Annotated in this window: 24 protein-coding genes; 14 read left to right on the top strand and 10 right to left on the bottom strand. The window is 61.9% G+C overall.

All coding sequences use genetic code 11. The features are described 5' to 3' along the window. The first annotated feature begins 27 nt into the window (after positions 1–27). Both amn and QRN41_RS25970 read left to right on the top strand, forming a co-directional pair. Entirely contained in the window at positions 28–1,500 is a 1,473-nt protein-coding gene (gene amn, locus QRN41_RS25975) for an AMP nucleosidase (protein ID WP_162276694.1), read from the top strand. A gap of 71 nt (positions 1,501–1,571) precedes the next feature. Continuing rightward, entirely contained in the window at positions 1,572–2,207 is a 636-nt protein-coding gene (locus QRN41_RS25970; protein ID WP_034100884.1) for a pseudouridine synthase, read from the top strand. Here the strand turns inward: QRN41_RS25970 and QRN41_RS25965 are convergent. Further along, positions 2,202–2,411 (bottom strand): DUF2788 domain-containing protein, encoded by a 210-nt coding sequence (locus QRN41_RS25965; protein ID WP_025999909.1) that lies wholly within the window; start codon positions 2,409–2,411, stop codon positions 2,202–2,204. The genes QRN41_RS25970 and QRN41_RS25965 overlap by 6 nt on opposite strands. A gap of 174 nt (positions 2,412–2,585) precedes the next feature. Beyond that, on the bottom strand, positions 2,586–3,065 hold the full coding sequence (locus tag QRN41_RS25960) for an Lrp/AsnC family transcriptional regulator (RefSeq protein ID WP_003194418.1): 480 nt from the start codon (positions 3,063–3,065) through the stop codon (positions 2,586–2,588). A gap of 416 nt (positions 3,066–3,481) precedes the next feature. Here QRN41_RS25960 and QRN41_RS25955 point away from each other — a divergent pair, with 416 nt between their 5' ends. After that, positions 3,482–4,510 (top strand): DUF6515 family protein, encoded by a 1,029-nt coding sequence (locus QRN41_RS25955; protein ID WP_285422289.1) that lies wholly within the window; start codon positions 3,482–3,484, stop codon positions 4,508–4,510. On the opposite strand, the gene QRN41_RS25950 is transcribed toward QRN41_RS25955, so the two are convergent. Next, positions 4,507–5,400 carry a cation diffusion facilitator family transporter gene (locus tag QRN41_RS25950; protein WP_285422288.1) on the bottom strand — a complete coding sequence of 298 codons (894 nt, stop codon included), beginning with the start codon at positions 5,398–5,400 and terminating at the stop codon, positions 4,507–4,509. The genes QRN41_RS25955 and QRN41_RS25950 overlap by 4 nt on opposite strands. A 9-nt stretch (positions 5,401–5,409) precedes the next feature. Next, a complete protein-coding gene (gene pmcY, locus QRN41_RS25945; protein WP_285422287.1) occupies positions 5,410–5,829 on the bottom strand; it encodes a periplasmic Zn2+ metallochaperone PmcY in 420 nt (139 codons plus the stop codon). A gap of 110 nt (positions 5,830–5,939) precedes the next feature. On the opposite strand from pmcY, the gene hrpB reads away from it, so the two are divergent. Beyond that, positions 5,940–8,450 carry an ATP-dependent helicase HrpB gene (gene hrpB / locus QRN41_RS25940; protein ID WP_285422286.1) on the top strand — a complete coding sequence of 837 codons (2,511 nt, stop codon included), beginning with the start codon at positions 5,940–5,942 and terminating at the stop codon, positions 8,448–8,450. Between the two features lie 105 nt (positions 8,451–8,555). Here the strand turns inward: hrpB and QRN41_RS25935 are convergent, their stop codons facing one another. Together QRN41_RS25935 and QRN41_RS25930 are read right to left on the bottom strand one after the other, a co-directional pair. Beyond that, positions 8,556–9,644 carry an endonuclease/exonuclease/phosphatase family protein gene (locus QRN41_RS25935; RefSeq protein ID WP_034100878.1) on the bottom strand — a complete coding sequence of 363 codons (1,089 nt, stop codon included), beginning with the start codon at positions 9,642–9,644 and terminating at the stop codon, positions 8,556–8,558. A 40-nt stretch (positions 9,645–9,684) separates the two neighbouring features. Continuing rightward, positions 9,685–10,344: a YciC family protein gene (locus QRN41_RS25930; protein WP_034139403.1), complete on the bottom strand. Its 660-nt coding sequence runs from the start codon at positions 10,342–10,344 to the stop codon at positions 9,685–9,687. 179 nt (positions 10,345–10,523) lie between these two features. On the opposite strand from QRN41_RS25930, the gene QRN41_RS25925 reads away from it, so the two are divergent. From QRN41_RS25925 to QRN41_RS25915, 3 genes are all read left to right on the top strand, one after another. Further along, a complete protein-coding gene (locus QRN41_RS25925; RefSeq protein ID WP_123479406.1) occupies positions 10,524–11,258 on the top strand; it encodes a DUF2076 domain-containing protein in 735 nt (244 codons plus the stop codon). Between the two features lie 129 nt (positions 11,259–11,387). After that, on the top strand, positions 11,388–11,864 hold the full coding sequence (locus QRN41_RS25920) for a LabA-like NYN domain-containing protein (protein WP_034100876.1): 477 nt from the start codon (positions 11,388–11,390) through the stop codon (positions 11,862–11,864). A gap of 25 nt (positions 11,865–11,889) precedes the next feature. Further along, positions 11,890–12,501, top strand: a complete 612-nt coding sequence (locus tag QRN41_RS25915; RefSeq protein ID WP_034139400.1) for a 3'-5' exonuclease — start codon at positions 11,890–11,892, stop codon at positions 12,499–12,501. Positions 12,502–12,624: 123 nt separating this feature from the next. Here the strand turns inward: QRN41_RS25915 and QRN41_RS25910 are convergent, their stop codons facing one another. Beyond that, positions 12,625–12,921, bottom strand: coding sequence for a DUF6124 family protein (locus QRN41_RS25910; protein ID WP_123479405.1), 297 nt, complete (start codon positions 12,919–12,921; stop codon positions 12,625–12,627). Positions 12,922–13,416: 495 nt separating this feature from the next. Between QRN41_RS25910 and QRN41_RS25905 the strand changes: the two genes are divergently transcribed. Further along, on the top strand, positions 13,417–13,983 hold the full coding sequence (locus tag QRN41_RS25905) for a hypothetical protein (RefSeq protein WP_285422285.1): 567 nt from the start codon (positions 13,417–13,419) through the stop codon (positions 13,981–13,983). After that, entirely contained in the window at positions 13,973–14,245 is a 273-nt protein-coding gene (locus tag QRN41_RS25900) for an acyl carrier protein (protein ID WP_243269841.1), read from the top strand. Before QRN41_RS25905 ends, QRN41_RS25900 begins: the two co-directional genes overlap by 11 nt. A gap of 185 nt (positions 14,246–14,430) precedes the next feature. Here QRN41_RS25900 and QRN41_RS25895 read toward each other — a convergent pair whose 3' ends face one another. Continuing rightward, entirely contained in the window at positions 14,431–14,892 is a 462-nt protein-coding gene (locus QRN41_RS25895) for an Lrp/AsnC family transcriptional regulator (RefSeq protein ID WP_034100874.1), read from the bottom strand. A 159-nt stretch (positions 14,893–15,051) separates the two neighbouring features. Between QRN41_RS25895 and yedA the strand changes: the two genes are divergently transcribed. Both yedA and rhlE1 read left to right on the top strand, forming a co-directional pair. Then, positions 15,052–15,948, top strand: a complete 897-nt coding sequence (gene yedA / locus QRN41_RS25890; protein ID WP_034100873.1) for a drug/metabolite exporter YedA — start codon at positions 15,052–15,054, stop codon at positions 15,946–15,948. A 47-nt stretch (positions 15,949–15,995) separates the two neighbouring features. Beyond that, a complete protein-coding gene (gene rhlE1, locus QRN41_RS25885) occupies positions 15,996–17,330 on the top strand; it encodes an RNA helicase RhlE1 (protein WP_167418207.1) in 1,335 nt (444 codons plus the stop codon). Between the two features lie 122 nt (positions 17,331–17,452). Here the strand turns inward: rhlE1 and QRN41_RS25880 are convergent, their stop codons facing one another. Together QRN41_RS25880 and QRN41_RS25875 are read right to left on the bottom strand one after the other, a co-directional pair. After that, entirely contained in the window at positions 17,453–18,679 is a 1,227-nt protein-coding gene (locus QRN41_RS25880) for a TIGR03862 family flavoprotein (RefSeq protein WP_167418208.1), read from the bottom strand. A gap of 173 nt (positions 18,680–18,852) precedes the next feature. After that, positions 18,853–19,773 carry a histone deacetylase family protein gene (locus QRN41_RS25875; protein ID WP_167418209.1) on the bottom strand — a complete coding sequence of 307 codons (921 nt, stop codon included), beginning with the start codon at positions 19,771–19,773 and terminating at the stop codon, positions 18,853–18,855. Positions 19,774–19,849: 76 nt separating this feature from the next. Between QRN41_RS25875 and QRN41_RS25870 the strand changes: the two genes are divergently transcribed. Genes QRN41_RS25870 through QRN41_RS25860 form a run of 3 tightly spaced genes read left to right on the top strand, consistent with a single transcriptional unit; the run spans position 19,850 to position 21,923 of the window. After that, a complete protein-coding gene (locus QRN41_RS25870; RefSeq protein WP_034100869.1) occupies positions 19,850–20,419 on the top strand; it encodes a GNAT family N-acetyltransferase in 570 nt (189 codons plus the stop codon). 38 nt (positions 20,420–20,457) lie between these two features. Continuing rightward, positions 20,458–21,327 carry an acyl-CoA thioesterase II gene (gene tesB / locus QRN41_RS25865; protein WP_034100868.1) on the top strand — a complete coding sequence of 290 codons (870 nt, stop codon included), beginning with the start codon at positions 20,458–20,460 and terminating at the stop codon, positions 21,325–21,327. Beyond that, positions 21,324–21,923 (top strand): HAD family hydrolase, encoded by a 600-nt coding sequence (locus QRN41_RS25860; RefSeq protein ID WP_167418210.1) that lies wholly within the window; start codon positions 21,324–21,326, stop codon positions 21,921–21,923. Before tesB ends, QRN41_RS25860 begins: the two co-directional genes overlap by 4 nt. The last annotated feature ends 200 nt before the right edge of the window (positions 21,924–22,123 follow it).

Below are 22,123 nucleotides of genomic sequence, written 5' to 3'. Positions count from 1 at the left end.
ATACAGGCCTGCATGTCAGAACACAGGATGCTTACCGTGACCGAAGCTTTTGTTGTCGTTAAAACCGCCGAAGAAGCCGTGGACCGGCTGGCGGCTCTGCATGAGCGAGCTACCGGCGCGCTCAATCAGGCCCTCAAGCAATACCTCAAGGACCGCGTCGAACCCGACGCCGAGCAACGCGCGCTGTTCCGCTACCCCGAGCTGCGCCTGACCTACCACTGCCACGGCGAAGTCCCACAGACCACCCGCGCCTATGCCAAGGTGCAACTGCCGGGCACCTACAGCGTGACCGTCACCCATCCTGCGGCGTTCCGTAAGTACCTGCTGGAGCAACTGGTGCCGTTGATGCACGACTTCACCGTGACGGTGGAAGTGGGCGTCAGCCAACAGAATATTCCTTACCCGTATGTGGTCGAGCAGGGCGATGAACTCGCCGGCTCCGGCGTGACTGCCGCCACCCTGGCCCGCGTATTCCCGAGCACCGACCTGTCGGCCGCCACCGACGGTATCGCCGATGGCCTGTATGACTGGGAAAACACCAACCCACTGCCCCTGGCGCTGTTCGATGCGGCCCGCGTGGACTTTTCCCTGCGTCGCCTGGTGCATTACACCGGCAGCGACTGGCGCCACGTACAACCCTGGATTCTGCTGACCAACTATCACCGCTATGTCGACCAGTTCATCCTGCATGGCCTGGAACAATTGCGCAGCGACCCGCGTTTTATCCGCATGGTGCTGCCGGGCAACGTGGTGATCGACAAGAGCATGGATCACGGCGAAGCCTCGGCCATTGCCGCCGGGGTGGTCTGGCACCGCTACCAGATGCCGGCGTATCACCTGCAGGCCAGCGACGGCCACGGTGTGACCCTGGTCAATATCGGTGTGGGCCCGTCCAACGCCAAGAACATCACCGATCACCTGGCGGTGCTGCGTCCGCATTGCTGGCTGATGATTGGCCACTGTGGCGGCCTGCGCCAATCCCAGACCATCGGTGACTACGTCCTGGCCCACGCTTATATGCGTCGCGATGGCATCCTCGACCGTGTGGTGCCGCCGAATATCCCGATCCCGGCCCTGGCCGAAGTGCAACTGGCGCTCCAGCAAGCGGCGGCCCACGTTACCGGTGAAAAAGGCGAACAGCTGAAAAAACGCCTGCGCACCGGCACCGTGCTGACTTACGACGATCGCAACTGGGAGCTGCGCTGGGCCCAGGAGCGACCGCTGATAAACCTGTCCCGCGCCGTGGCCGTGGACATGGAAAGCGGCACCATCGCCGCCCAGGGCTATCGCTTGCGGGTGCCGTACGGCACGTTGCTGTGTGTATCGGATAAACCGCTGCACAGTGAAATCAAATTGCCCGGTTCGGCCAACGCGTTCTATGAGCGCGCGGTGAGCCAGCACTTGAAGATCGGCATCGAAGCGGTGGACCTGCTGCGCAACGAACTCAACTCGCTGCACTCGCGCAAACTGCGCAGCTTCGACGAGCCGCCGTTCCGCTAAGCGGTTGGGATGGTCATTTAACGGTCAGGCCACTAGCATTGTCGGTCCTGACCGTTAGATGTTGTTCTGCCATGTCTCGTCCCACCCGTCCCGATTCGCGCCGCCCTGGCGTGAAACCTCCGTATTCCGCTGCGCGTCGCGTTGCCAAGGCGCCGCCGGCCGAGCCGAAGTTGATCCTGTTCAATAAACCATTCGACGTACTGACCCAGTTCAGCGACGAAGGCGGGCGCGCGACGCTCAAGGACTTCATTGACATTCCCGGCATCTACCCGGCGGGCCGTCTGGACCGTGACAGCGAAGGCTTGCTGCTGCTGACCAACGATGGCCAGTTGCAGGCGCGCATTGCCGACCCTAAGCACAAGCTGGCGAAAACCTACTGGGTGCAGGTGGAGGGCGAACCCACGGAAGAATTGCTGCAACGCCTGCGCGATGGGGTAGAACTCAATGACGGCAAAACCTTGCCCGCCGAGGCTCGGCGCTTGGACGAGCCCGCATTATGGCCACGCAACCCACCGGTACGCTTTCGCAAAAACATTCCGACGTATTGGCTTGAACTGGTGATTCGAGAAGGGCGTAACCGCCAAGTGCGGCGCATGACCGCCGCCGTGGGCTTGCCGACCCTGCGGCTGGTGCGGGTGCGCATTGGCGATTGGACAATCGACGGGCTGGACCAAGGCCAATGGAAGGAAGTCCCGGCGCGTTTATAAAGCGCCGGATTCGATCAGGCCAATCACCACGCTCTTGATGATAAACGCCGCTACGCCCAGGCCCAGCACGAAGAACAGGATGAACGAGCCGAAGCGTCCGGCCTTGGATTTCTTCGCCAGGTCCCAGACGATAAAGCCCATGAAAATAATCAGAATCGTGACCAGGCCGGTCATCATCCATTCTTCAAACAGGGCGGGGTCGATGTTGTTCATGGGCTCTTCCAACGGGGCAGGCGGCGAGTATAGGGCAGTGTCACAAGCGCAACATTGACCTGGATCGAAGTGCAATCAAAATTTGGGCGGGGGTCAGCTATGGATAAGCTGACTGAAGTATTGCTATCGGGGGCAAGCCCCCTCCCACATTGACCTTTATCGATTTTAAGTGCGTAGGTGGGTCAGTGGCAGCTCTGTGCTGTTGAGCACTTGGTTGAGTACAAAGCTTGAACGCACGCTGGTTACGCCTTCGATCCGGGTGAGGTGGCCCAGTAGCAGTTTTTGATAGTGATCCATGTCCGGCACCACCACCTTCAACTGATAGTCCGCATCCATGCCGGTGACCAGGCTGCATTCCAGTACCTGGGGCAGTGTGCGGATGGCGGCTTCGAAGTTTTCGAAACGTTCGGGGGTGTGGCGGTCCATGCCGATCAGCACGTACGCGGTCAGGCTCAGGCCGAGCATCTTGCGGTCGAGCAGGGCGACCTGGCGCGCGATGTAGCCGTCGTCTTCCAACTGCTTGACCCGGCGCGAGCACGGCGACGGCGACAGGCCGATGCGTTCGGCCAACTCCTGGTTGGAGATCCGCGCATCGCGCTGCAATTCAGCCAAAATACTCAGGTCATATCGGTCAAGCTTGCTCATTGGGTTGGCCTTTGTCGTAACTATTGCGGCGAATTATCTATGAAGGGTTAAAAATTGCGCAAGCACTGTTTATTGACGCAATCTTCGCAATCATCTGTCGGGCGCTGGCGCGTATCGTTAGCAACAGAATCACCGCCTGGACAATAGTCCACTGCAGCTCGCCCAATCAGGCCCGCTGCGGCCGCCACCCCAGCAGGGTTGAGCCGGCCTCCAGGCTGCACACTGTCCACAAGACGGCGTGAGGTGAGCCAACGTCAAAAGCGTTGAGCCAGGACGAAATTCTCAAGGGGTGGCCGACGGGTCGCCCCTTTTCTTTTGCCTTAAGAAAATTGTTCTCGTGACTGATAACCTGTCTCAGAACCGGGCGAGGCTTTCCCAGTCTCATGTTCAAGCCCTGAATCGCAGTGAGGAAAAGCATGAAGCGCATCTGGCGTTTGGCAGGTGTTGGTTTGCTGGTGGTCAGTGTCGGCACGCAGGTATTGGCCGACGAGCGCGATAACGTACCTCGCGAAGGCCAAGGGCCGCAGGGCGGTGGGCAGCATGAGCGAGGCCCTGAGGGCGGGCGGCGGCCGCAGAACAGTCCACCGCGTCCCGAGAACCCTCAACCACGCCCGCAGAACGAGCATTTTGACCGCGGCGGCCCGAATGGCGGCGGTCAATGGCAGGCGCGGCCACAAGGCAACGAGCAGGCGCGCCCGGCGCCGCAGCCGTCGAATAACCTGCCGATCCAGGGTCGCCCCGATACCGTGCGCCAGACCCAGGAGCCGCGCCAGGGTTACTACCGTGACATACCTCGACGCAGCGACGACAACCGCCATTGGGAGGCCGGCGGCCCCGGTTCGCGCCCCGGCTACAACGGGCATCCGGATGACCATCGCTGGCCTGGCCGCCCCGATGGCCACGGTAATGGCTGGGGCCCCGGCCCGCAGTACCGTCCGGGTTATGTGGTGGACCGCTTTCCCGACCGCAACTACCGCGTGCCCTATCGCGGCCAGGACTACTTCTTCTCCGGCGGTTACTGGTATCGCCCCCAGGGCCCGCGCTATGTGGTGGTTGCGCCGCCGTATGGCATCCGCGTGCATTACCTGCCGGACTATGCGCGCGAAGTGTGGGTCGGCGGTTCGCTGCTGTTCCTCGCCGCCGGCGCTTATTACGCCTACGAAGAAAGCACCCAGCAATACGTGGTGGTGCAGCCGCCGGCAGCGGTTCCCGCGCCGCAGCCTGCGCCCCAGGGCAATGGTTATGACGTGGTGGCCTATCCCGCCAATGGCCAATCACCGGCCCAGGTGCAACAGGACGGTTATGACTGTTATCGCTGGGCGGTGCAGCAAAGCGGCTTCGACCCCCAGGCCGTCACCTACGCCCCCGACCCGGCGGTGGTGCAGACCTACCGCCAGGCCCAAGGCAACTGCCTGAGCAGTCGCGGCTATCAGGTGCAGTACTAATCCTTGGCGCCTGTGACCACTTCCTGCGGGTCGGCGTGTACCAACACTTCGGCGCGCGGGTAGGCGGCGTGAATGGCGTCGGCGGCCTGGTCGCTGATGCCGTGAGCTACTGACAGGCTCAGATCCCCCGGCAGTTCCAGGTGCAACTGCACAAACCAATGGTTGCCCGATACCCGCGTGCGCAGGTCATGGGCGCCCAGCACGCCGGGCACGCCATGGGCCAGTTCCAGCATGTGCTGGCTGACCTCCGGCGGCAATTCCTCGTCCATCAGCACCGCAAAACTTTCCCGGGCGATATGGATCGCGCTCCACAAAATGTAGGCCGCAATCCCCAAGCCGAACCAGGCATCCACCTGATGCCAGCCCATGGCCGCCAGCACCAACGCCAGCAGGATGCTGCCGTTGAGCAGCAAGTCCGAGCGGTAGTGCAATGAGTCGGCGCGCACCGCGTTGGAGCCGGTTTCGCGGACCACCCGGTGTTGCAACGTCAACAACCCCACGGTCAGCAGCAGAGAGAACACGATCACACCGATGCTCAGCCATGGCGCCCCTACCGGTTCCGGATGCTGCAAGCGTTCATAAGCCTGCAATGCAATCAGCACCGCACTGCCACTGATAAACAGCGCCTGGGCCATACCCGACAGCGATTCCGCCTTGCCATGCCCATAGCGGTGATCGTCGTCGGCCGGCCGCAGCGCGTAATGCACTGCGAGTAGGTTCAGCAGCGACGTCACGCCGTCCAGCAACGAGTCGGTCAAGCCGGCAAGCATGCTCACCGAGCCGCTGAACCACCAGGCGATGGCCTTGGTAACAATCAATACACAGGCGACCGCCACAGACGCGCGGGTCGCCAGGCGCAACAGGCGGGCGTGTTCGGGACTGCTGATCATGGGCAGTCCTTATGCGGCGGGTTGCAGGCCGAGGGCGGCAAGTTGCTGCACGCTGCCCTTGAACTGGATCAGGCGCGGGTCGTCCAGCGGCAGGCTGTGGCCGGTTTCTTTCTGGATGATGCTTTGCAGCTTGGCGTTGTCGACCTGGCCGTCGACGCCGATGGCTTCGTGGAGTTTTTCCGGGGCGACCTGGGCAGTCTTGCCCGGTTCGAAATAGATCGCGCCCGTGGCGAAGTCGACGCCGAAGGCGATCAGGCCGGGGATCACGTAAAACAGCAGGCCCACGGCGTCGAGCACGGCAATGGTCGGGTCGATCTTGCCGTCGATCTGACCACGGCGGTCGGGGTAGAAGATCGAACCGCAGGCGGTCAATTGGCTGAGCAGGGTGACGGCTAAAACACCGCCGATGACACGGGAAGCGATACGCATGGACAATCTCCTCAACAGGGTTGATACGCGACTATATAACACCGGCCTTGAGACCAGCGTCGGCATCCGGCAGTTCGCCGTTATACTCGCCGCTCTGCTTTGGAGCCAGTATGAATTCGTTGCCCATCGATGATGTTTTACCCGCCCTGCGTGACGCTTTGGCCAATCGCCATGAAGCCGTGCTCGAAGCACCGCCCGGCGCCGGTAAAACCACCCGCGTGCCCTTGGCCTTATTGAATGAAACGTGGCTGGCCGGGCAGACCATCCTGATGCTCGAACCGCGGCGCTTGGCCGCCCGCGCCGCCGCCGAACGCCTGGCCAGCGAACTGGGGGAAAAGGTTGGCGACACCGTCGGCTATCGCATCCGCCTCGACAGCAAGGTCGGCCCCAACACGCGTATCGAAGTGGTCACCGAAGGTATTCTCACGCGGCGCTTGCAGGACGACCCGGCGCTGGAGGGCGTGGGCCTGCTGATCTTCGATGAATTCCACGAGCGCAGTCTCGACGCCGACCTGGCCTTGGCTCTGAGCCTGAACGGTCGTGAGCTGTTTCGCGATGAGCAGCCGCTGAAAATCCTGTTGATGTCCGCCACCCTCGAAGGCGAGCGCCTGGCCGGTTTGCTGGACGACGCTCCGATCCTGCGCAGCGAAGGGCGCATGTTCCCGGTGCAGATGCGCTGGGGGCGGCCGTACCAGCCCGGTGAATTTATCGAACCGCGCGTGGTGCAAACCATCCTTGAAGCCCTGCATGACGAAACCGGCAGCGTGCTGGTGTTCTTGCCGGGCCAGGCGGAGATTCGTCGGGTCAACCAGCAACTCGCCGACGCCCTGGGTGATCGCCCTGACGTGCTGTTATGCCCGCTGCACGGCGAGCTGGACCTCAACGCCCAGCGCGCCGCTATCGACCCCGCGCCGCCCGGCAAACGCAAGGTGGTCCTGGCCACCAACATCGCCGAGACCAGCCTGACCATCAATGGCGTGCGTGTAGTAATTGACGCCGGGTTGGCGCGAGTGCCGCGTTTCGACCCCGGCAGCGGCATGACCCGCCTCGACACCCAACGCATCTCCCGCGCCAGTGCGACCCAGCGCGCCGGCCGGGCCGGGCGCCTGGAACCGGGGGTGTGTTATCGGTTGTGGTCCGAAGACCAGCATGAAGGCCTGGCCGCGTATGGCAGCGCAGAAATTCTCGCCGCCGACCTCGCCGGTCTGGCCCTGCAGTTGGCGCGCTGGGGCGTGACGCCGAACCAACTGGTGTGGCTGGATGCGCCGCCGAGCGCGGCCTATGCCCAGGCCCAGGACTTGCTGGTGCGCCTGGGGGCATTGAATGACGACACGCTTACCGCCCACGGCCAGAAAATGGCCGAATTGCCGGCCCATCCGCGCATCGCCCATTTGCTGCTGCGCGGGCAGGACCTGGGGCTGGCGGCGACCGCCTGCGACGTCGCTGCGCTGTTGGGCGAGCGCGATATCTTGCGCGGTGGCGGTGCGGACCTGCATAGCCGTCTGGCGTTGTTGTCCGGCGAAGAGCGCGCGCGCGGCAGCCAAGGTGGCGTGCAGCGGGCCAAGCAACTGGCGCGGCAATATCGTGGGTATCTGCGCGGCAAGCCGACCCAAGCGGTGGCCGATCCCGATCACCCGCGCTGGCTCGGCGCCTTGCTGGCGCTGGCTTACCCGGATCGCGTGGCTCAGCAACGCCGCCCAGGCGGAGCCGAATACCGCTTGGCCAACGGTCGCGCGGCGCTGTTCGCGGAGGCTGATAGCCTGATGAAACAGCCGTGGTTGGTAATCGCCGACCTGGGTAGCCGTCAGGGCCAGCGCGAAGAACGCATCTACCTGGCGGCGGATTTCGATCCGACGTTGTTCGACACCGTGCTCGCCGAACAAGTCCGCAACGTCGATCAACTGGATTGGGACGAACGCGAAGGCGTATTGCGCGCCGAGCGTCAGCGCAAAGTCGGTGAGTTGGTACTCAGCCGCGAACCGCTGGCCGGCCTCGACGAAGCCGCGCGCAGCCAGGCCCTGGTCAACCTGCTGCGGCGCAAAGGTCTGGAGCTATTACCCTGGACCCCGGAACTGCGCCAATGGCAATCCCGCGTGATGCTGCTGCGCCAGTTGGACGCCGGCAAAACCAGCGAATGGCCCGACCTCAGTGACAGCGCGTTGCTGGCCGGCCTGGAGCACTGGCTGATGCCCTACCTGGGTAAAGTCTCGCGCCTGAGCCACTTCGCTAACCTGGATATCTCCAGCTACCTGCACAACCTGCTGCCCTGGCCGCTGCCCCAGCGCCTCGACGAACTGGCGCCGCAGCACATCAAAGTCCCCTCGGGCTCATCGGTGCGCTTGGACTACAGCGAGCAGCCGCCGATTCTGGCGGTGCGTTTGCAGGAATTATTCGGCCTGGCCGACACCCCGCGCATCGCCGGCGGGCGCCAAGTGGTGAAGCTGCACCTGTTGTCCCCGGCAAGACGCCCGGTGCAAGTGACTCAGGACCTGGCGAACTTCTGGCGCAGTACCTATGCCGAGGTGAAAAAGGATCTGAAGGGGCGTTATCCCAAGCATTACTGGCCGGATGATCCGCTGATAGCCGAGCCGACCGCGCGGATCAAACCCCGAAAGCCGTAACCCTAAGCCTCCAAATGTAGGAGGGGGCTTGCCCCCGATAGCGGTGGACCAGTTAGAGATGAGCTGACTGACATACCGCCATCGGGGGCAAGCCCCCTCCCACAGTTATTGCGCGGCGGGCAGCAGGAAGCGGGCAATCACCGGCAAATGGTTGGAAATGCGCAACGTATCCTCCTGCCGCACCTTGGCCTCCACCCGCTTGATACGAGGGCTGTAGAACAGGTAATCGACGGTGCGATCCGGGCCATCGATGCTTGGGTCGTTGGGGAAGTAGGTCAGCCACTTCTCGCGGTCGATGCCGCTGGACTGGCTGTTGCTGGGGATCATCGGGTATTTATCCCACAGCAGATGCAGTTCGCTGTCCGGCGAATATTGCCCGCGTTTGCTGGCGTCCAGGCGCAGGAATTGCCCCAGCGGCAGCAGATTGAAATCGCCGCCGATCAACCACGGCGTGCCACGCCCCTCGAATTTATCCAGCAGCTTGACCGTGGCCTGCACCTGTTCCTGTGCGACGCTGCGTCCCGGCATGTCGGCGCTAAGGCGCGTGTTCAGTACCGCCAGTTGGCCGCCGTCGCTTAGGGGTAAATACGTCAGCAGCAGAGCCGGCTTGGGTTGGAACTGGCGGCTGATCAAGCCAGCATCGGGCGCCGGCAGTTGCAGGCGCTCGGCGTGTTCGATCTGGTAGCGGCTGAGGGTGGCGAGCTTGCGGCCGACACTGCCGAAGATATGCCGGTCGGGCACGAAATCGGCCTTCCAGTCGAACGTCTGGGCGCTGCACGGGTAGAGGTCCACCAAGCGCTCTTGCAGCAACGCGAGTTGATCCTGGTAATGGGAGGGCTTGGCGTTTTCGTCGAGTTCCTGCAACAGCAGGATGTCGGGTTGTTCGTCGCGGATCACCCGCGCCACTTCGTCGAGGCTGGCGGCCATGTCTTCTACGGTGGGGCGCTCGTCCGGGCCGCTGCCGTCGGGGGTGTCATACCAGAACACGTAGTTCTTGCCGGCCAGGTATTGCACGTTCCACGTCATCACTTTGAGCGCCTGCCCGGGCAACAGGGTCGGCGCACGTGGCGCCACGCAGCTGACGGGCAGGGTCTGCTTGGGCTCGGGGCGCCAGGTCAGGCTGTAGATCAACGCGGTCAACAGGCCCGCGATCAACAACAGGCCCAGCAAGGTGATGCGCAATAAACGGGTCATCGGCTCGGCTTATGGCGTGTCAGGAATGGCGGGGAGCATATCACCGTGCGTCGGCGTCGCCACCGATCAGCATGAATAAACGGAACAGCACCACACTGGTGAACAATTGCAGGAAGCTGTGGGCGCTGTCGATCAACACTCCCAGCAATGGCGCGGGTTCGGGATACGCCGCGACGCTTGCGCCCTTGAGCAGCCACAGCGGCGTCATCACGCACAGCAGGCACACCAGGATGCGCCAGAAGTGGCCGCGCGTCAGACGAAAACTTTCTTTCATCGCCTCCAGTGCCGGCATGTCGCGCAGCACCAACAGGTATTCGGCGAACGCCAGCACCACCATCAGCCACAGCCCTGGCAGAAAATACAGTGACAGCCCCAGCAGAATCAGCAGCGTACTCATCGCCGTCAGCAGCGCGAAACGCGGCCACAGGGTCAGCGCCATCGCCCACACATCGCGGGTACGCGGCGCCTCGCCACGGGTGCGGGCATCGAGGAACAGGATCAGGGCGCCGGTGTACAACGGGTACACCAGCAGCCCCACCACCACGCTGTAACCGGGGAAGGCATCCGCCCCCAGCGTATGGTCGAGCACCTGTTGCAGCACCGCTTCAAGAATCACCAAGGGCAGGCACAACTGAACGATGGCGCCCAGATTGCGCTGGGTAAAACGGAAGGAGTCGCGCAGTACGTCTAACGGATTCATCAGGTTCATCGCAGGCCTGTAAACAAGGGCGACACTTTAACCGATCAGCATCGCAGGGGCGCAAACGTAAACCTTGAGTAAAGACCATTGAAACAATTGGTAACAGCCCCATAACTAGCACGCACCTGCCTTAACCCTGGCAGGACCATGATTTCTACCGGCAATCTAACGAGGTCGCCATGAACAGCGAAGAGCAAACCCTGATCGATGGACTGTTTTCACGGTTGCAGCAAGCCGAAACGGACTCAGCCCCCCGCGACGCCCAGGCCGAAGCGCGGATCAAGGAGCACATGACTCGCCAACCGGCCGCCGGGTACTACATGACCCAGTCGATTCTGGTGCAGGAACACGCACTCCAGAGCCTCGACGCGCAGAACAAGCAACAGGCGCAGCAGATCCAGCAGTTGCAGGAAGAGTTGCAGCGTGCCAAATCCGCGCAACCTACGGCCTCCAGCGGTGGCGGTTTCCTGTCGAGCATCTTTGGCGGCGGCTCCCGCGACGCACAACCGACCCAGAGCGCTCCGGCCTCCACGGGCGGCGGTTGGCGCGAACCGGCGCGGCCTTCCTTTAGCCAGCCCGCGCCACAACAGAACTATCAGCAACCACCCCAAGCGCCTGCCGCGCCCATGGGCAGCGGCTTCCTTGGCGGCGCCATGAAAACCGCCGCCGGCGTGGCCGGTGGTGTGTTACTGGCCGAGGGCATCAGCAGCCTGTTCCACCACAACTCGCAACCGCAGGTGGTGGAGGAAATCATCGAACAACCGGCGCCGGCCAGCGATCAAGGCGGTTGGGGCAACGATGACCAGAAATACGCCGGCGATGACAGTTGGGGCAGCAACAATGCCGACAGCTTTGCCGACAGCGATTATTCCGACGATTCTTCCTCCTTCGGCGACGACGATTCCTTCGTCTGAACATAGCCAGACCGGGGCGGCATAGCGCCCCGGTCTGATTTTTTCCCGGAAACTTCCCGCTGGCTGGCATACTGGCGCCTTTGCGGACCCCCGTATGCCGGGTCCAAATGGCTGTCATGGGGAAGTGCGGTGAAGAAAATTGCAGTGTTCGCCGATGTACAAAACCTCTATTACACCGTGCGCCAGGCTTATGGCTGCCACTTCAATTACGCCGCCCTGTGGGCTGATATCAGCTCGCGCGGGCAGATCGTCGAGGCGTACGCCTATGCCATCGACCGGGGCGACAGCAAGCAGCAGCAGTTCCAGCAGATCCTGCGCAACCTGGGGTTCACGGTAAAACTCAAGCCGTATATCCAGCGCAGCGACGGCTCGGCCAAGGGCGACTGGGACGTGGGCATCACCCTCGACATCATGGACGCCGCCGACCACGTCGACGAAGTGGTGCTGGCCTCCGGCGACGGCGATTTCGACATGCTGCTCGAACGCATCATCCACAAACATGGCGTTGAAGCCGTGGCTTATGGCGTACCGGGGCTCACGGCCAATTCATTGATACGCGCCGCCAGCCGCTACGTGCCGATCGAAGGCGCGTTGCTGCTCAAATAGTTGTTTTGACGGAGTAGGAACAGGTTTGGAACGTATAGCGGTCATCGACTTTGAAACCACCGGCATCACCCCGAGCAGCCAATGCCGGGCCACGGAAATTGCCGTGGTCATCCTTGAGCGTGGGCAGATCGTCGACCGCTACCAGAGCCTGATGAATGCTGGCGTGCGCGTGCCGGGCTTTATCGAACAACTGACCGGCATCAGCAACGCTATGTTGCGCAGCGCGCCACCGGCCGAGCGGGTGATGAACGAAGTCAACGAGTTCGTCGGCACCACGCCGCTGCTGGCGCACAACGCCGCGTTCGACCAGAAGTTCTGGGACTTCGAACTGGGCCTGATCCGCCGCACCCGCCTGCAGAAATTCGCCTGCTCCCTGCTACTGGCCCGTCGCCTGATGCCCTCGGCCCCCAACCACAAGCTCGGCACCTTGAATGCTTTCGCTCAACTGCCTCACACCGGCAAGGCTCACCGGGCATTGGCGGACGCGGAAATGGCCGCCAACCTGACGGCGCATTTGGCCAAGGAGTTGCGCGGGACTCACGGCTTGCGCGAACTGTCCCACGACCTGCTATGCACCTTGCAGAAAGTGCCGGCGGCGAAGATCAATGAGCACCTGAAGAAACATCGCGGGTTCTGACAGAACAACTCCGCTGGAAATGTGGGAGAGGGCTTGCCCCGATTGTGGTGTGTCAGTCACGGATTAGCTGACCGGTCTACCGCTATCGGGGGCAAGCCCCCTCCCACACTAGTTATGTGTCGTTCATCGAGGCTGCACACACTCCAGGGCCTGATCCACCACGCCCTTTGCCATCTCCACCAAATGCATCACCGCGCGTTGCTGCACATCCATCGCTCCCCCCGACGAATGTGCAGTGCCCACTGCGCAGTGCAACAGATCCGCCGCGTGGGCGAGGGCCTCTTCGAGGCTCAGGTTGTCGTTCAGGGTGAAAGTGGGCGCATCCGGGGCGCAGGCTTTGAGGTAGTAATCGATGGCGCGGCGGTGGAGCAGGGCGTCTTCGCTGGGGAAGTGGGGTGGATCGGGCGTGACTTTGACCATGGTTGAACTCCTTGCTGGAAGAAGTCGACACCGTTCGCTTGCACGCGAATAGGGTGGCAACTGTACGTAGGTGTGCAAGACCGGGGCAAGAAGTAAACCCAGCAGACCCGAAGGTCTCCCACGCACAGCCGCCATAACGGGCATATTGAAAGCCTGAGGCTAGGCGTAAAGCTGTAGGTTGATTTGTGATCTCGCTTGCCATCGGACTTGCACGTCCGGTCACCGAAAACTTGATGACTGGGCGAGACTAGCTACCTGATCCGACGGAAACAAGACGGTTGGATTCTCTCGGAAACGTCCCGCAAATGAAAGGGATCAGTCTTGCTGGCCTTTGAAACAACAGCTCTTTTTGGGGGGCGTTTATTTGCTTTCTGAATAGTCAGTAAGCTTAGCCTTGATGTGCTGTCAGACGTTTCTGGATTCTCCCTTCTCCCGTCTATAGCCCTTCGCTGCGACCTAAGATCTCGGCTGTCATTTACGTACAGGGACTACGTCATGCACGAAAGCGATCTTCACACAGCAATCATGCGAAGCCAGTTTGAACTCCAGCGTAACGGCATCGATTTCGGCTCAACTTCAAACGTGGCGTTTCATTTGGGAAACGCGATGACAAGCTGCCCGGCAGTCATGGTTTTACCTGGTTCGCCAAGCTGGACCCATGGCGCCAGTTACCAGTTCCTAAAGCCCGTTCATGCTGACTCCTCGGTGCCGAGCACCACGTTTGACGAACTCTGGAAATGCACACAGCAACACTACGGCTTGACGGCCGCAACGGTTCTCACTGGTGCCGCGGGCATACCTATAAGCAAAATAGCCGTGGGCACTTGGGTTCATGTTGGCTCCAGCAAAACGACGAACTTGGCGAGTCTTATTGGCATGCGCTTTTTCCCCCGTACATTGATCAGGCAACCCACGGTGGCCAGAATGGCGAAAGCAACGTTTGGCACCGTCCGGGTATTTGGCATTATTGGACGGGGCATTCCGTTCGTAGCTGCGGGGTTAGCTATTTTTGATCTAATCAGTATTGGTAAGTGCGCCTATGAGGCCAGAAATGGAAGGTAGCCCGACTAGAACCGAGATCAGCGAAAAGGTAATTCAGCTATTCGTCGATATCATCGGCTTTGTCGACCGAAGCCAGGTCACGGAGCAAACGGACTTCATCCATGACTTCAAGATTATTGATGATGATTTGACCTGCTTTGTCATGCAGATCAAGTGGCAATTCAACTTGCAGGCGACGCAGGAGGATTGGGATCACATCACTACCATCAAGCAGATAGTCGACTTGATCGTTGAACGCGCGAATTTGCAGTGCGGCCACTGATGCCATCGGGGGGAAACCCCCTTCCACATTGGATCTGTGTTTACCTTCGGATTGGCGCAGTCAACGCGGTCAAAACTGTGGGGGGGGGCAAGCACCCTCCCACATTGGATCTGTGTTTACCTTCGGATTGGCGCAGTCAACGCGGTCAAAACTGTGGGAGGGGGCTTGCCCCCGATGGCGATCTATCAGCCAAGCGTTTTCCCATTGCCTTCCAATTGCCCCAACGGCACTCGCCGTTCTATCGCGCTCGATAGGATGATCGAGGTCTTGCTGAACCCAAACTTTGCAATCCGGTTGATCAGGTTTTCCAGCTCCTGCATCGACCCCACCGCCGCCTGCATGATCACGCAGGGGTCGCCGGTGACGCGGTGGCACTCGGTCAGTTCGGGGATTTCGGCGAGGGCGTCGTAGACCTTTTGATTACCGTGGTGGGTCAGGCGCAGTTCAATCACGCATTGAATCGGTAAGCCCACTTTGGACAGGTCCACCTTGGCTTGATAGCCGGTGATTACCCCGCTGGCCTCCAGCTTGGCCACGCGTTCGGCCACGGCGGGGGCAGAGAGGTTAACGATGCGCGCCAGTTGTGCGTAGGACGCGCGGCCGTCTTCAAGCAGGGCGTTGAGGAGCATGCGGTCGTATTTGTCCATAGAAAGGCTCCAATCACCGGTTGCTTTCGAAAACAAAGCTTATAGCCCCCATAACCCTATTTTGAAAAGTGTATGGGCCGTTTAAACAGGTTTTGTAACTTATTTTTATCCGTCCGCCTTTCTAGAATAAGCCTCCCGTTTCCGTCATAGAGCCGCCCCATGCCTGGCCCACGTCGCTTTCCCTTACCGTTGATCGCTGCCTTCTTTGCCTTATATGTGATCTGGGGTTCCACCTACCTGGTGATCCGCATCGGCGTCGAATATTGGCCGCCGCTGTTGCTAGCGGGGATTCGGTTTTGCACGGCGGGGGCGTTGATGTATGGCTACCTCAGATGGCGTGGGGTGCCGGCGCCGACTTGGAAGCAATGGAAAGCCGCCGGGATGATCGGCATTTTGCTGCTCACCTTCGGCAATGGCGGCGTCAGCGTGGCCGAGCACACCGGCGTGTCGTCCGGGGTGGCGGCGCTGGCGGTGGCGACGGTGCCGCTGTTCACCCTGCTGTGCGGGTACTTCTGGGGCGCGCGCAATACGCGGCTGGAATGGGCCGGGGTGATCCTGGGGATCGTCGGCATCGCCATGCTCAACATGGGCAGCACCCTGCAATCGAGTCCGATAGGGGCCGCGTTGTTGCTGTTTGCGGCGGCTTCGTGGGCGTTCGGTTCGGTGTGGAGCCGGCAGTTGCCATTGCCCCAGGGCGCCATGGCCAGTGCCGCGGAAATGCTGGTGGCCGGTGTAGCGCTGCTGCTCGGCAGTGCGCTGTCCGGCGAACACCTGCAAGCCCTGCCGCCGCTGGAAGGCTGGCTGGCCCTGGCCTACCTGACCGTGTTCGGCTCGATCATCGCGTTCAACGCCTACATGTACCTGCTCAAGCACGTACGCCCGGCGGCGGCGACCAGTTACGCCTACGTCAACCCGGCGGTGGCGGTGTTGCTGGGGATTGTGTTCGTCGGTGAGAGCATCGGCCTGGAAGAAGCCTTGGCGATGCTGGTGATTATCAGCGCGGTGCTGTTGATCAGCCTGCCCCAGTGGCGCAAGCCCAAGCCGGAAATAAGGTAAACTGCCGCGCATTGCGACCTTGCGTTGATTTTTCCTACGGTAACTACATGACTTTCGCCTCCCTTGGCCTGATCGAACCCTTGCTGCGCGCCCTTGAGACGCTCGGCTACCACACCCCGACGCCGGTGCAGGCGCAAGCCATTCCGGCGGTGCTGGCCGGTCGCGACTTGATGGCCGCCGCCCAGACCGGCACCGGCAAGACCGCTGGTTTCGCCGTGCCGTTGCTGCAATTGCTGACCATGGAAGGGCCGAAAGTCGCCGCCAACTCGGCGCGCGCGCTGATCCTGTGCCCGACCCGCGAGCTGGCCGAGCAAGTTCACGCCAGCGTCGCCGAATATGCGCAACACCTGCCGCTGACCACCTATGCGGTGTACGGCGGCGTGAGCATCAACCCGCAAATGATGAAGCTGCGCAAGGGCGTCGACATCCTGGTCGCCACACCGGGCCGCCTGATCGACCTGTTCCGCCAGAACGCGCTGAAACTCAACCAGTTGCAAACCCTGGTGCTGGATGAGGCCGACCGCATGCTCGACCTGGGCTTCTCCGAAGAACTGGCGAACATCTACCGCATGCTGCCGAAAAAGCGCCAGACCCTGCTGTTCTCGGCGACTTTCTCCGATGACATCCGTCTGCTGGCCGGGCAAATGCTTAACGACCCGCTGAGCATCGAAGTCAGCCCGCGCAACGTGGCAGCCAACACCGTCAAGCAGTGGGTGGTGCCGGTGGACAAGAAGCGCAAGCCGGAGCTGTTTGTGCACCTGATGCGCAAAGGCCGCTGGAAGCAGGTGCTGGTGTTTGCCAAGACCCGCAACGGCGTGGACGCACTGGTGGACAAGTTGCAGGGCCTGGGCGTGAACGCCGATGGCATCCATGGCGACAAACCCCAGGCTACGCGCCAACGCGCGTTGGACCGCTTCAAGTCCAGCGATGTGCAGATCCTGGTGGCCACCGATGTGGCGGCCCGTGGCCTGGACATCGAAGACCTGCCGCTGGTGGTCAACTTCGACTTGCCGATCGTGGCCGAGGACTACATCCACCGCATCGGCCGCACCGGTCGCGCGGGCAACACCGGCGAGGCGATTTCCCTGGTGTGCGCCGATGAAGTGAACATGCTGTCGGCCATCGAGATGCTGACCCGTCAGACCCTCACGCGCAAAACCGAGCCGGAGTTCGAGCCCGAGCACCGCGTACCCGAAACCGACGCCAGCGGTCAGGTGGTGAAGAAGCCGAAAAAACCGAAGAAGCCCAAGGCGTCCGGTGGTGGCGGCAAGCGCAATTTGGGCAAGTGGGTGGACAGTGGTGATGTCGCACCGTCGGAGCCTTCGATCAAGCCGGTGCGTAAGGTGCCGGTGTTCAATACCGGGCCGCGTAAGAAGAAGTGACTTTGCGGTGTGGTTGATGGCCTTATCGGGGGCAAGCCCCCTCCCACATTTTGACTGTATTCACAAATCAAACTGTGGGAGGGGGCTTGCCCCCGATGGTGGTCTCAAACCCACCACACATCTCAACGATTAAGCCATTCCAGCACGCCCCGCCCAGCCGCCCGACCACTGGCAAAGCACCCCGTCAGCAAATACCCGCCCGTCGGTGCCTCCCAATCGAGCATCTCACCGGCACAAAACACCCCCGGCAATTGCTTGAGCATCAAGCGTTCGTCCAGTGCTTCGAACGGCACGCCGCCGGCTGTGCTGATCGCTTCATCCATGGGCCGGGTTTTCACCAGCGTCAGCGGCAACGCCTTGATATCCACCGCCAATTGCGCGGGATCCTGGAAATGCTCGGCTGGCGTCAACTCGCGCAGCAGCGCAGCTTTTACTCCATCCAAGCCCAGTTGGCTGTGCAAATGTTTGCTTATCGAGCGTGAACCGCGCGGCTTGGCCAGGGCGGCCTGGACCTTATCCAGCGGTTTGCTTGGCAGCAAATCGATATGCACGGTGGCCGCGCCGTCGCGGTTGATCGCTTCCCGAATCGGCGCCGACAGTGCGTAGATCAGGCTGCCTTCGATGCCGGTGGCGGTGATCACGCATTCGCCCAGCCGCGGTTTTTCGCCCGCCAAGCCGATGGCGACGTTTTTCAACGGCGCGCCGGCGAATTTGCTGACCATCAAATTGCTCCAGGCCGACACTTCAAAGCCACAGTTGCTCGGTTGCAGCGGCACGTAGGGTACACCCCGATCTTCCAGCAGCTTGAGCCATGCGCCGTCGGAGCCCAGGCGCGACCAACTGCCGCCGCCCAGGGCCAGCAACACCGCGTCGCTGCGCAGGGTTTTATCGCCGTCCGGGCTGTGGATAAGTAAATCACCCTCGGCAGTCCAGCCGGTCCAGCGATGCCGGGTGTGGATAACCACGCCTTGTTCGCGCAGACGCTTGAGCCAGGCGCGTAGCAGCGGGGCGGCTTTCATGTCGGTGGGAAACACGCGGCCGGAGGTACCGACAAACGTCTGGATGCCCAGGCCGTGTATCCAGTTGCACAAGTCGTCAGCGCCAAACCCTCGCAGTAACGGCGCCATCTGCGGCGCGCGCTCGGCGTAGCGGGCGATAAATGCCGGGTACGCTTCGGAATGGGTGATGTTCATGCCGCCCACGCCGGCCAGCAGGAATTTGCGCCCCACCGATGGCATGCCGTCGTACAGATCGACCCGCACGCCCGCCAGGCTCAGGACTTCGGCGGCCATCAAGCCGGCAGGGCCGCCGCCGATAATGGTGACGTGATGAGCAGAAAGGTCGGACATGGGCAGAGGCTACGGTCGCGGAAATAAGCCGAGCATTCTACCCGAGCGCCGCAGCCTTGCCTGATCAAAAAATGTACAGCTTCCTACACGCTATACAGCTACTGGTTCGTAGACGCTTACGCTCAAGTTATCCACAGGCCGTTCCACAGGCTTTGTGGGTAACGGCCCACGGTTCAATGACAGCCTGATGACGTCCATACCCGCTGCGCACTGTGGTGCAGGATGCCGTGGCGGCGGGCCAGGGCGGCGCGGTCTTTGCTGTAGCCGCCGCCGATCACGCCCATCACCGGGATGTCACGGCCCAGGCAGTGCCGCATCACTAGTTCATCGCGGTCGGCCAGGCCCTGGTCTGTCAGCTTGAGGTAACCGAGGGCGTCGTCCTTATGCACATCCACGCCGGCGTCGTACAGCACCAGGTCGGGCTGATACAGCGGCAGCAGGTAGTTGAGGGCGTCATCGACCACCTTGAGGTAGTCGGCATCGCCCATGCCCATGGGCAACGGGATGTCCCAGTCGCTATGGGCCTTGCGTGCCGGGAAGTTTTTTTCGCAGTGCAGCGACACGGTGATCGCTTCCGGTGTGTCGTGCAGGATGCGTGCAGTGCCGTCGCCCTGGTGCACGTCGCAGTCGAATATCAGCACGCGGTTGACCCGGCCGCTTTCCAGCAGGTAACGGCTGATCACCGCCAGGTCATTGAAAATGCAAAAGCCAGCCGGGTAATCGTAATGGGCATGGTGGGTGCCGCCCGCCAAGTGGCAGGCCAGGCCGTGTTCCAGGGCTTTTTCGGCGGTCAGAATCGAGCCGCCGACCGCGCGCACCGTGCGCCGGGCCAGGGCTTCGCTCCAGGGCAGGCCGAGGCGCCGTTGGTCTTCGCGGGACAACTCGCCGCTCATGTAGCGTTCGATATACCCAGGTTCATGGGCCAGGGCCAGAATCTGCGGCGGGCACAATGACGGGCGCAGCAGTTGGCTGTCCTCGGTCAGGCCGCTGGCCACCAGGTGGTCACGCAGCAGGCGGAATTTATCCATCGGGAACCGGTGGTCTGCCGGGAACTCGGGGCTGTAGTCATCGTGGTAAATCAGTGGCAATGGCATGGAATTTTCTGACGGGAACCTGCGACGGATCTTAACAGCGCTGTACACTCACGCACATGGCAAGGGAGGGGGCCCCATGGAGCCGATACTGGAATTGGAAAGCGCGCGGCTGGTGCTGCGCCAGTGGCGCGACAAAGACCTCAAGGCGTTTGCGAGTATGTGCGACGACCCTCAGGTGATGCGCTATTTTCCGGCCCGGCTGAGCCATCTGGAAAGCGCCGCGTTGATCGGGCGCATCCGTGGGCATTTCGCCGAATATGGTTTTGGTTTCTGGGCCTTGCAGCGCAAGGACACTGGCGAGTTTATCGGCCTCACCGGGTTGCAGAACGTCAGCTTTGAAACCGGCTTCACCCCGGCGGTGGAGATTGGCTGGCGTCTGGCGCGCGAGCACTGGGGCCTGGGCTACGCCAGTGAAGCGGCCTGGACTGCGCTGCGGTGTGGCTTCGATCGATTGCAGTTGGATGAAATCGTCGCCTTCACCACCGAGGCCAATCTGCCTTCACAAAAAGTCATGCAGGCCATCGGTATGCATTACGATCCGCAAGCGGATTTCGAGCACCCCAAAGTCGCGGCCGACGACCCGCTGCGTCATCATGTTTTGTACCGCATCACCCGCGCCCAATGGTTGGACACGCTGCACGGATAAGCAGCCCGGAATGCCCTATCGTTTTTAGGAGTTGCTCAATGAGCCAAGTATTGGAAGATCTGGTGGACCTGCTGACGCTGGAGCCGATTGAGGAAAACCTCTTTCGCGGCCGCAGCCAGGACCTGGGTTTTCGCCAGTTGTTCGGTGGCCAGGTGCTCGGCCAGTCGTTGTCGGCGGCCAGCCAGACCGTCGAAGAAGCGCGGCATGTGCACTCCCTGCACGGTTACTTCCTGCGCCCCGGCGATGCGGGGTTGCCGGTGGTGTACTCGGTGGACCGCGTGCGCGACGGCGGCAGCTTCAGTACACGCCGGGTCACGGCAATCCAGAAGGGGCAGCCGATTTTTACATGCAGCGCCTCGTTCCAGTACGACGAAGCAGGCTTCGAGCACCAGAGCACCATGCCCGTAGTGGTGGGCCCGGAAAACCTGCCATCGGAGCTGGAGCTGACACGCCAGCGTGCGCACCTGATCCCCGAGCCCATGCGCGACAAACTGCTGTGCGCCAAGCCGATCGAGGTGCGCCCCGTCACTGAAAAAGATCCCTACAACCCGCAGCCGTCCGACCCGGTCAAGTACGTGTGGTTTCGTGCCGACGGCGCCCTGGCCGATGCGCCGGCGCTGCATAAATACCTGCTGGCCTACGCGTCGGACTTCGGCCTGTTGACCACCTCGTTGCTGCCCCACGGCAAGACCGTGTGGCAGAAAGACATGCAGGTCGCCAGCCTCGATCATGCGCTGTGGTTCCACGCCGATCTGCGCGCCGACGACTGGCTGCTCTACGCCATGGATAGCCCGTGGGCCGGCAACTCCCGAGGCTTCTCCCGTGGCAGCGTGTTCAACCGCGCCGGGCAGTTGGTGGCGTCGGTGACCCAGGAAGGGCTGATCCGCCATCGCAAGGATTGGGCATGAGCCTGACGGACGTTAAGCACTGGGTCTTCGATATGGACGGCACCCTCACGGTGGCTGTGCATGATTTCGCGGCCATCCGCGTAGCCCTGGAGATTCCACCCGAGGACGACATCCTCACCCACCTGGCGGCATTGCCCGCCGAGGTGGCGGCGACCAAACATGCCTGGTTACTGGAGCATGAGCGTGAACTGGCGCTGGGCTCGGTGGCAGCGGACGGTGCGGTGGAACTGGTGCGCGAGTTGGCTGCGCGCGGTTATCGCCTGGGCATCCTGACCCGCAACGCACGGGAACTGGCCCACGTTACGTTGCAGGCCATCGGCCTGGCCGACTGCTTCGCCGCCGAAGATGTGCTGGGCCGTGAAGACGCACCGCCCAAACCGGAACCGGGGGGCCTGCTGAAGCTGGCAGCGGCATGGCAGGTAGCGCCGGACGAGATGGTGATGGTTGGGGATTACCGCTTCGACCTCGATTGCGGCCGTGCGGCGGGAACGCGGACCGTGTTGGTAAACCTGCCGGAGAACCCGTGGCCCGAGTTGACGGACTGGCATGCCGCAGACTGCGCGGCACTGCACCGGATGATCCAGCCCAGGCAATGACTATCAACGGTGGGAGGGGCGGTGTGCCGATTCGACTTGCCCCGATGACGGTAAGTCAGCAACAGCTGGGTTGACTGACCCACTGCTAACGGGGCATGGCTCCCTACCCACCTTCAGTGAACCATCACCTCAGTAGATGCGGCTCTTGTGGTAATGGAATGGACGCCCCCTTCCTAACGGCATCTATGTGCCAAAGTTAA

The organism is Pseudomonas sp. efr-133-TYG-23, from assembly GCF_030209215.1.
Classification (GTDB): Bacteria; Pseudomonadota; Gammaproteobacteria; order Pseudomonadales; family Pseudomonadaceae; genus Aquipseudomonas; species Aquipseudomonas rhodesiae.
Note: the sequence above shows the minus strand (reverse complement) of the source record. Positions and strands in the feature narration are given on the sequence as shown.